The following is a 9,328-nucleotide window of genomic DNA, read 5'->3' on the forward strand; positions in this document are numbered from 1 at the left end:
CCGCGCCGGGGGGGGGGGCGGCCCCCGCGGGTACCCGCCGGCACGGGCGGCAGCGGGCGCCCCCCGCGGGCGGGGGCCCGGGGGGGCGCGCCACAACGGGACAACGGCACAGACGGGCACAGAGGGCACGCGCAGACGCAGGGCTCAGGCCGCGCGCACCGGCGCCGGCGCCGCCCGGGCCAGACGGGTCAGTGCCAGCGGCTCGAAGATCCCCATCAGCACCGGGTCCACCGCCCGCACCGCCGCCGGAGCCGGCGCCGCCGGCACGGGGGAGCGCAGCAGCGCCAGGTAGAGCTCCTGCGTCTCGGCGGCCGGGTCGATGCCCAACTCCTCGGCCAGCACCTGACGCAGCTGCTGGTAGCAGCGCAGCGCCTCCGCCCGGTTGCCGGAGGCCGCCAGCGCCTCCATCCGGCAGCGGTAGGCACTCTCCCGGAACGGCGCCCGGCGCACCGCCTCGTCCGCCCAGCGCAGCGCGTGGTGCTCCTCACCCAGCGCCGACGCCGCCAGACTCGCCGTCTCCAACGCGCTGATCCGCAGCTCCTCCACGTGCTCGCGCACCCCCTGCGCCCACTCGCCCTCGTGGTCGGGCAGGAACGCCCCGCGCAGGTTCGCCAGCGCCCCCGCGGCCAACTGCTGCGCCACCGCGTGACCGCCCGCGGCCAGCGCCTCGCCGGCCTCGCCGACCGCCGAGGCCGCCGCCTCCAGGTCCACCGCCGCGTCCGCGGGCAGCCGCAGCACGTACCGCCCGCCCTGCGCGATCAACGGCGTCGCACCGGGCCCCTGCCCCGGGTCGGTGACGAACGCCCGCACCCGGCTCACCACGCTGCGCAGCGCGGAGGCCCAGGTGTCGGGCAGGCCGTCGGGCCAGATGGTGTCGGCCAACTGGTCGCGGCTGGTGCCGCTGGAGCGCTCCAGCACCAGGCGCGCGAACGCCACCTGGGCCTGGGCGCTGGACAGGTGCTGCGGCGCGCCGTCCTCGTGCTCGACGGCGACCAGACCGGTGAGGCGGATCAGCATGCGCGGGCCCCCGATCTACCGGACGGACCGTCTTCCCTGAAGCCTTTCAACACGAGCTCCAACCCCCTCGAGCCAAAGCGGAAGTGACGGCCCGTTCCGGCCGTCGGCGTGGGAAATTGCGGATCGGAACAATAAACCGCCGACCAGCCGTTCGGTTTCGGCGGATTTCGACCATACATTCGCCGCATCGCGCGGTGTCAACACCGGTAGCGGAAACATACCCACCGGCCGGTCAATGCGTCGTGGACGCAAGGTTTCCGCACGTCAGAGCGTTCCCGCAGGCCAGGAAAGCGCCTATTGCGGACGCCTTGCGCATCCTGCCGTAGAAATGTAGCCATCCTTGAGCACCCCGCGTGAAGGCTTCGAGAAACACCCCGAGCCGCGAAAAGCCGCACACAAGCACACGCAACCGCGAACAGCCGAGAAACAACCGAGAAACAACCGCGAACAGCCGTGAAAAGCCGTGAACACCGTGACGCCGTGAAGGAGAAACCCGTGAACGCCACCGGAGCATGGGACCGCCTGGAGCCGAAGCTCGCCGCAACGAACGCCCGCGTGGCCGCACTGGAGTCCGACCCCTCCCGGCGCAACAGCTTCGTCGCCTACACCATGGAACGCGACAGCGCCTACTGCGACCTCGACGGCGAGCGCCTGCTCATGATGTCCGGCTACAGCTACCTCGGCCTGGCCGGCGACGAACGCGTCGTGGCCGCCGCCAAGGCCGCCGTCGACGTCTACGGCACCGGCAACCACGGCGTACGCGCCCTGGCCGGCACCATCCCCCTGCACGAGGAACTCGAAGCCGAGGTCGCCCGCTTCGCCCGCCGCGAACGCGCCCTGGTCTTCGGCTCCGGCTACGCCGCCAACGTCGGCACCGTCGGCGCCCTCGTCGGCCAGGGCGACACCGTCCTGATCGACAAGTACGACCACGCCTCCATCGTCGACGGCTGCCGCCTGTCCGGCGCCACCGTCACCCGCTTCCGCCACAACGACGTCGACCACCTCGAACGCCGCCTCAAGGCCGCCGCCCCCACCGGCGTACGCCTGGTCATCGTCGACAGCGTCTACTCCATGGACGGCGACATCGCCCCGCTGCCCGAACTGCGCGAGGTCTGCGACCGCTACGACGCCCTCCTCATGGTCGACGAGGCCCACGCCCTGGGCGTCATCGGCAAGACCGGCGGCGGCATCGAGGAGCACTTCGACCACAAGGTCCGCGTCGACGTCAAACTCGGCACCCTCTCCAAGGCCATCCCCTCCATGGGCGGCTGGGTCGCCGGCAGCCACGACCTCATCGGCCACCTGCGCTACGCCGCCCGACCCTTCCTGTTCTCCGCCGCCCTCGGCCCCGCCCAGACCGGCGCCGCCCTGGAGTCCCTGCGCATCCTGCGCCGCGAACCCGAACGCGTCACCCACACCCAGGCCCAGGCCCAGCGCCTGCGCAAGCGCCTCAACGACGCCGGCATCTCCACCATGGACTCCACCACCGCCGTCCTGCCCGTCATCGCCGGCAGCGACGACGCCGCCTACGACTACGCCACCGCCTGCCGCAAGGCCGGCGTCATCGGCCTGCCCGTCGTCACCCCCGCCGTACCCAACGACCTCGCCCGGCTGCGCATCGCCGTCACCGCCCGCCACACCGCCGCCGACATCGACTTCGCCGCCGAGGCGTTCCTGACCGCCGCCGCCCAGACCGGCCTGATCTGACCCGCCCGGCCCGTCTGATCCGCCCGATCCGAACGGCCCGGCCCGCCTGATCCGCCCGGCCGGCCCGGACCGGCCCGCCCGCCCGCCCCCGCTGTCACCGCCGGGCCGCCCGCGCGACCGCGCTAAGGAGACGAAGCCATGGCCCCCCACCACCGGCCGCCGATCGCCGTCACCGGCCTCGGCGTGGTCAGCCCCGCCGGCCACACCGTCGAGGACTTCTGGCGCACCGTCGCCTCCGGGCGCTCCACCGCCACCGCCCTCACCGACCCCGCCCTGGCCCGCCACCGGGTGCGCCTGGGCTGCCAGGTCACCGGCCTGCCCGACAACGACCTCGTCCCCGCCAAGGACGCCCGCCGCCTCGACCCGTTCGCCCACTACGGCACCCTCGCCGCACTCGCCGCCCACGCCGACGCCGGACGCCCCGAACCCGAACCCGGGCGCAGCGCCATCGTGGTGGGCACCGCGGTGGGCGGACGCACCACCAGCGACCGCGAGTCCGCGCTGTACACCGAGCACGGGCCGCTGCGGGTCTCCCCGCTGATGCCGCTGGTCACCATGCCCAACGCGGCCGCCGCCCAGATCGCGATGCGCCTGCACTGGAACGGGCCCGCCCTGACCATCGCCACCACCTGCGCCTCCGGCGCGGACGCGATCGGCCACGGCGCCCTGCTGCTGGAGACCGGACGCGCCGACGTGGTGATCGCCGGCGGCTGCGAGGCCACCCTCACCCCCGTCACCCTGGCCGCGTTCGGCAACCTCGGCGCGCACTCCCTGCGCAACGACGAACCCCAGCGCGCCTCACGGCCCTTCGACACCGACCGCGACGGCTTCGTGATGGGCGAGGGCGCCGGCTTCCTCGTCCTGGAACGCCTGGACGACGCCCGGGCCCGCGGCCGCACCCCGTACGCGCTGCTCGCCGGGTACGGCGCGAGCGCGGACGCCTACCACCTGTCCAACCCGCGCCCCGACGGCGCCGGCGCGGTGGCCGCGATGCGCGCCGCCCTCGCCGACGCGGCCCTCGCGCCCGGCGACATCGCCCACGTCAACGCCCACGGCACCTCCACCGTGCACAACGACCGGGCCGAGGCCGCCGCCCTGCGCGCCGTGTTCGGCCCCCACGGCGTGCCGGTCACCTCCACCAAGGGCGCCGTCGGCCACCTGATCGGCGCCGCCGGCGCCGTCGAGCTGATCGCCGCCATCGAGGCCATGAACGCCCGCACCGTCCCTCCCACCGCCAACCACGAGAAGACCGAAGAGGGCCTGGACCTCGACGTCGTGCACGGCGCGCCGCGCCCGGTGCGCGCCGGCGCGGCCCTGTCCAACTCGTTCGGCTTCGGCGGCCACAACACGACCCTGGTGGTGACCCCGCTATGACCGCACCCACGACCACACCCGCCGCCCCCGCCGTACCCGCCGCACAAGCCGTACCCGCCGTGCCCGTGCCCGTGACCGCGCCCGCCGGGCCGGTGTCGCGCACCCGCCTGCACGTCACCGACCGGGACCTGGCCGCCTACCGGGCCGCGGCCCGCGCCCGCCCGGGCGCCCCCGCCCGCGCCGGGGCGAGCCCCGCGCACCCCTTCGTCGCCGCCCACGCCCTCGCCCGGCACACCGTCAGCGCGCTGACCGCCGGCGACCACGGGTTCACCGGCGTGGTCCACCTCGCCCAGGAGATCCGCACCCACACCCCCCTCACGGCGGGGGACGTGGACGTCGCCGTCGAGGTCGCCGCCGTGCGCCGCGAGGCCCGCGGCACCCGCCTGGCCCTGACCACCCGCCTCACCGACGCGGCCACCGGCGCCCCGATCGCCGACCTCGCCACCGCCGCGCTCCTGCTCGGCGCCACCGCCGCCCAGCCGTACGGCGCCCTGCCGCCCGCCGCGCACCCCGGCTCCGTCCCCGACGGACCGCCCCTGGTCCTCACCCACGTGCTGGACGCCGAGGACACCCGCGCCTACGCCCACGCCTCCGGCGACCTCAACCCCATCCACCTGGACGACGACGCCGCCCGCGCGGCCGGCTTCCCCGGAACCATCGCCCACGGCATGCACCTCGTCGCCCTGGCCGCCGAGGAGATCACCGACCGCCACGCCGGCGGCGACAGTGCCCGCGTCACCGCGCTCGGCGCCCGCTTCGCCGCCCCCACCCGCCCCGGCACCGCACTGCGCCTGACCCTCCAGCCCCACGACCAGGGCACCGTGGTGCGCTTCACCGTCGCCACCGAGGCCGGCACCGCCGTCAAGGCCGGCTGGGCGCGCATCGCACCGGCGGGGGAGTGAGCACCATGACCACCACCCCCACCACCCCCGCCGCCGCCGTCCCGTTCGGCCGTCCCGTCCAGGACACCGCGCCGCCGCCGCTCGCGCTGCCCGACGCGTTCACCGCCCACGCCCGCACCCGCCCCGACGCCCCCGCCCTGCTCTGGCACGACCGGAGCGTCAGCTACCGGGAGCTCGCCGAGGCCGCCGACGCCGAACGCGCCCGCCTGAACGCCCTCGACCTGGCGCCGGGCGAACCGGTGGGCCTGTACGCCGTCAAGTCACCCGCCGCGATCGCCCTGGTGCTGGCCTGCCTGATGGAGCGCCGCCCCTTCCTGCTGCCCTCCCCGCAGCTGGCCCCCGCCCTGCTGGCCGCCCTGTTCGCCCAGGCCGGCGCGCGGCGCCTGCTCGCCCCCCTGGGGCAGGACGCCCCCCAGCTGCCCGCCCTGCCCCACCCCGCGCCGGTGCCCACCCTCGCGGCCGGCACCTCCTTCATGCTCACCACCTCCGGCTCCACCGACCTGCCCAAGATCGTCCCCCTCGCGCAGGGCGCCGTGGACCGCTTCACCGCCTGGGCCCACGACACCTTCGACCTCGGCCCCGGCCGCACCGTCGCCAACTACGCGCCCCTCAACTTCGACCTCGCCCTGCTCGACGTGTGGGCCACCCTCGCCGCCGGCGGCACCTGCCTGCTCATCGACCCCGCCCACGCCCTCAACGCCCGCCACCTGCTCACCCAGCTGAAGCGCCACCGCCCCCACGTCCTGCAGGCCGTCCCCCTCGCCTACGCCCTGCTCGTCCAGGCCGCCGCCGGCGCCCACACCCTGGACAGCGTCGAGCACGCCGCGTTCACCGGCGACGCCATCGACGCCCGCACCCTGGCCGCCCTGCCCGCCCTGCTGCCCGCCGCCGAGCTGTACAACATCTACGGCTGCACCGAGACCAACGACAGCTTCCTGCACCGCCTGGACCGCCTGGACGCCGCCGCCGCGCTGCCCGTGCCCATCGGCACCCCGCTGCCCGGCGTGCGCACCCTGGTCGCCACCGCCGACGGCACCCCCCTGGACGGCCCCGGCAGCGGCGAACTCTACGTCTCCACCCCCTTCCAGGCCGCCGGCTACCTCGACCGCTCCCGCGACACCGGACGCTTCACCACCCAGCCCGAAGGCGCCGGAGAAGGCCGCCGCTGGTTCCGCACCGGCGACCTCGTCACCCGCGACGACGCCGGACGCGTCCACCTCACCGGCCGCGCCGACTTCCAGGTCAAGGTCCGCGGCGTCGCCGTCAACACCGCCGAGATCGAACGCGTCCTGCTCGCCCACCCCGACGTGCGCGAAGCCGCCGTCGCCGCCGCCAGCGACCCGCTCACCGGCAAACGCCTGCACGCCGCCGTCCAGCGCACCCCCGGCTCCACCCTCAACAGCCTCGTCCTGCGCGAGCACCTGGCCCGCAACCTGCCGCGCGCCGCCGTCCCCGAGAAACTCGCCATCCACGACGCCCCGCTGCCCAAGACCGCCACCGGCAAGGTCGACCGCAAGGCCGTCCTGCCCGCCCCGTGACACCTCCCGTAGAACCCGCACCACCCGCACCACCACCCGCACCACCACCCGACCCAACCCGACCCGACCCAACGGCCGACCGGCCGCCGACGCAAGGGAGTTGCCGACATGAGCAACATCGCCCAGATCAAGCGGTTCCTCATCGAGGAGTTCCTGCCCGACATCACCCCCGACCAGCTCGCCGACGACCACGACCTGCTCTCCGACGGCGTCATCGACAGCCTCGGCGTCCTCAAACTCATCGCCTGGGTCGAGGACCACTTCACCCTGCCCGTCGACGACACCGACCTCGACCCCAACAACTTCCGCTCCGTCGCCGCCATCGACGCCTTCATCACCGAACGCCGCACCACCGCCGCCACCGCGGCCGGCGCCGCCGTGGGCGGCTGACAGCCATGCACCAGGCCCTCACCGCGCTCCTCGCCGCCCGCCCCGTCGACCTGGCGGCCTGGCGCTCGTGGTGGGACCAGCTCGAACACCGCACCCTGGGCCCGGCCGACAGCGACCGGGCCCAGGCAGCGGCCCTGCTGGCCGCCCTCACCACCCGCCTGCCCGACCCCGACACCCTCACCGCCCTGCACACCTCGCTCACCGAACGCACCCCCGACCCCGGCCCCGCCCACCCCGGCAGCGTCAACATCGTCGGCACCGGCGGCGGACCCGCCACCTTCAACCTCTCCACCGCCGCCGCCCTCACCGCCGCCGCCATCGGCATCCCCGTCGTCAAGACCGGCTCCCGCGCCTACACCAGCTCCGCCGGCTCCGTCGACCTCCTCGAACGCCTCGGCATCCCCCTCACCTCCAGCCACACCGCCACCGCCGACCACCTCGCCCGCCACAACATCGCCTTCGCCGGCCCCCACGTCTACCCGCCCGCCCTCACCCGCCTCGCCCGCACCCTCTACCCCCTCACCCTCAAACCCTTCGGCGCGTTCCTCAACACCCTCGGCCCCCTGCTCGCCACCGTCCCCGTCACCGCCCAGCTCACCGGCACCGCCACCCCCACCGCCCTCGCCGCCCTGCGCCCCCTGGCCGCGCACACCACCACCCGCACCGTGTGGCTCGCCCACAACACCGCCGGCGCCGACGAACTCCTGCCCTTCGCCGACAACACCCTCCACACCCCCGACGGCGACATCCACCTGCCCGCCGGCGCCGTCGCCCCCGCCGACGGCACCCGCGCCGACCTCGCCCCCCACCCCCACGACCTCACCGGCCACTTCCTACGCGCCCTCGCCGGCCGCGCCGGAACCACCGCCACCCACACCATCGCCCTCAACGCCGCCGCCCTCGCCCTCGCCTCCGGCCGCCACACCCGCTGGCACACCGCCTACACCACCGCCCTGGACGCCCTCGCCGACGGCGCCCCCCACGCCCTGGCCACCCGCCTGGCCACCCGCCCCAGGGAGACCGCCGGTGCCTGAACCCCTCTTCCCCCACGACGACCTGGGCCTGGCACTCTTCCTCAACGCCGGCGACCCCGCCGGCCGCCTCACCGACCTCGCCCTCATGCTCGACGACCAGCGCGTCGACGTCCTCGAACTCGCCGTCCCCTTCCCCAACTCACCCACCGACGGCCCCGTCATCCGCCGCTCCGCCACCCGCGCCCTACAGGCCGGCACCACCCTGGACACCGTCCTCGCCGAACTCGCCGACCTCACCCCCCGCCTGACCCACCTCAAGGTCGCCCTGCTCGCCGACTGGAGCCACAGCCTGCGCCACCGCGACCCCACCGCCACCGCCACCGCCATCCGCGACGCCGGAGCCCGCGCCCTGCTCGTCCACGCCCTGCCCCCGCGCCTGCGCCCCGCCTGGCAACACGCCCTGCACCACACCGGCCTGCCCCAGGTCACCACCTGCTACCCCGCCTCCACCCCCGAGGTCCTCACCGCCGCCGCCCACGGCGCCACCGACGCCTACGTCTACCTCGTCGCCCACTACGGCCGCTCCGGCACCACCCCCGAAGGCGGCCACCGCGCCCTCGCCGACACCGTCACCGCGCTGCGCACCGCCGCCCCCGCGACCCCCGTCGCCGTCGGCTTCGGCGTCAAGACCGCCGCCGACCTGGCCGCCGTCGCCGCCGCCGGCGCCGACGCCGCGATCATCGGCTCCGCCGCCGTCGCCCGCGTCGAACACGCGCTGAGCGAACACCTCGACCCCGTCGACGAGTTGCGCGCCTACCTCACCGACCTCCGCCCCCGCCCCGCCCGCCCGGAGCGCCCCGGCGGACCCCGCACCACCCCCGGCACCACCACCACACGCACCACCACGCGCACCACCCCCGGCACCACCACCCCCGGCACCACGACCCGAGAGGAACAACCCGCATGCTGATCCGCGACCTGGCCGACGTGAAGACCGTCGAGTGGGGCAACGGCCTGTCCCGCCGCTTCCTGGTGGAGAGCGACGGCCTCGGCTACAGCCTCACCGACACCGTCGTCAACGCCGGCACCAAGTCCCGCCTGGAGTACCGCAACCACCTCGAGGCCTGCTACTGCATCGCCGGCTCCGGCGAGGTCATCGACATGGACGGCACCTCCCACCCCATCACCCCCGGCCGCCTCTACGCCCTCGACGAGCACGACGCCCACTACCTCGTCGCCGGCCCCGAGGAGGACCTGCGCCTGGTCTGCGTCTTCTCCCCGGCCCTGCGCGGCGACGAGGTCCACCAGCTCGACGCCCACTCCTCCTCCGCCTACTAGAGGCACCAGAGGCACCCCGCGCCCCCACCGGGGCCCGCCGCCCCCGCACCCCCGGGGGCCCGGGCCCCCGGGACGGGCCCTTGGAACC

At 75.4% G+C, this 9,328-nt stretch carries 9 protein-coding genes; 8 read left to right on the forward strand and 1 reads right to left on the reverse strand.

Annotated elements, in window-relative coordinates:
- Positions 1–144 precede the first annotated feature (144 nt).
- Positions 145–1,017 (reverse strand): BTAD domain-containing putative transcriptional regulator, encoded by an 873-nt coding sequence (locus ACFU6K_RS20430; RefSeq protein WP_380664932.1) that lies wholly within the window; start codon positions 1,015–1,017, stop codon positions 145–147.
- 495 nt (positions 1,018–1,512) lie between these two features.
- Between ACFU6K_RS20430 and ACFU6K_RS20435 the strand changes: the two genes are divergently transcribed.
- The 8 genes from ACFU6K_RS20435 (at position 1,513) to ACFU6K_RS20470 (ending at position 9,240) form a co-directional block, all read left to right on the forward strand.
- Positions 1,513–2,724 carry an aminotransferase class I/II-fold pyridoxal phosphate-dependent enzyme gene (locus tag ACFU6K_RS20435; protein WP_380664934.1) on the forward strand — a complete coding sequence of 404 codons (1,212 nt, stop codon included), beginning with the start codon at positions 1,513–1,515 and terminating at the stop codon, positions 2,722–2,724.
- Between the two features lie 138 nt (positions 2,725–2,862).
- The gene (locus tag ACFU6K_RS20440) at positions 2,863–4,098 is read left to right on the forward strand and encodes a beta-ketoacyl-[acyl-carrier-protein] synthase family protein (protein ID WP_380664936.1); all 1,236 of its coding nucleotides are present in this window, start codon (positions 2,863–2,865) and stop codon (positions 4,096–4,098) included.
- The gene (locus ACFU6K_RS20445; protein WP_380664938.1) at positions 4,095–5,000 is read left to right on the forward strand and encodes a MaoC family dehydratase; all 906 of its coding nucleotides are present in this window, start codon (positions 4,095–4,097) and stop codon (positions 4,998–5,000) included. The genes ACFU6K_RS20440 and ACFU6K_RS20445 overlap by 4 nt, the downstream gene beginning before the upstream one ends.
- Positions 5,001–5,005: 5 nt before the next feature.
- Positions 5,006–6,538 carry an AMP-binding protein gene (locus ACFU6K_RS20450; protein ID WP_380664940.1) on the forward strand — a complete coding sequence of 511 codons (1,533 nt, stop codon included), beginning with the start codon at positions 5,006–5,008 and terminating at the stop codon, positions 6,536–6,538.
- Positions 6,539–6,646: 108 nt separating this feature from the next.
- Positions 6,647–6,928 carry an acyl carrier protein gene (locus ACFU6K_RS20455; RefSeq protein ID WP_380664942.1) on the forward strand — a complete coding sequence of 94 codons (282 nt, stop codon included), beginning with the start codon at positions 6,647–6,649 and terminating at the stop codon, positions 6,926–6,928.
- A 5-nt stretch (positions 6,929–6,933) separates the two neighbouring features.
- Positions 6,934–7,962, forward strand: a complete 1,029-nt coding sequence (locus ACFU6K_RS20460; RefSeq protein WP_380664944.1) for a hypothetical protein — start codon at positions 6,934–6,936, stop codon at positions 7,960–7,962.
- On the forward strand, positions 7,955–8,872 hold the full coding sequence (trpA, locus tag ACFU6K_RS20465) for a tryptophan synthase subunit alpha (RefSeq protein ID WP_380664946.1): 918 nt from the start codon (positions 7,955–7,957) through the stop codon (positions 8,870–8,872). Before ACFU6K_RS20460 ends, trpA begins: the two co-directional genes overlap by 8 nt.
- Positions 8,866–9,240 carry an ectoine synthase gene (locus ACFU6K_RS20470; RefSeq protein ID WP_380664948.1) on the forward strand — a complete coding sequence of 125 codons (375 nt, stop codon included), beginning with the start codon at positions 8,866–8,868 and terminating at the stop codon, positions 9,238–9,240. The genes trpA and ACFU6K_RS20470 overlap by 7 nt, the downstream gene beginning before the upstream one ends.
- The last annotated feature ends 88 nt before the right edge of the window (positions 9,241–9,328 follow it).

Origin of the sequence: Kitasatospora sp. NPDC057512 (assembly GCF_042802135.1) — a bacterium.
In the GTDB taxonomy this organism is placed as follows: domain Bacteria; phylum Actinomycetota; class Actinomycetes; order Streptomycetales; family Streptomycetaceae; genus Kitasatospora.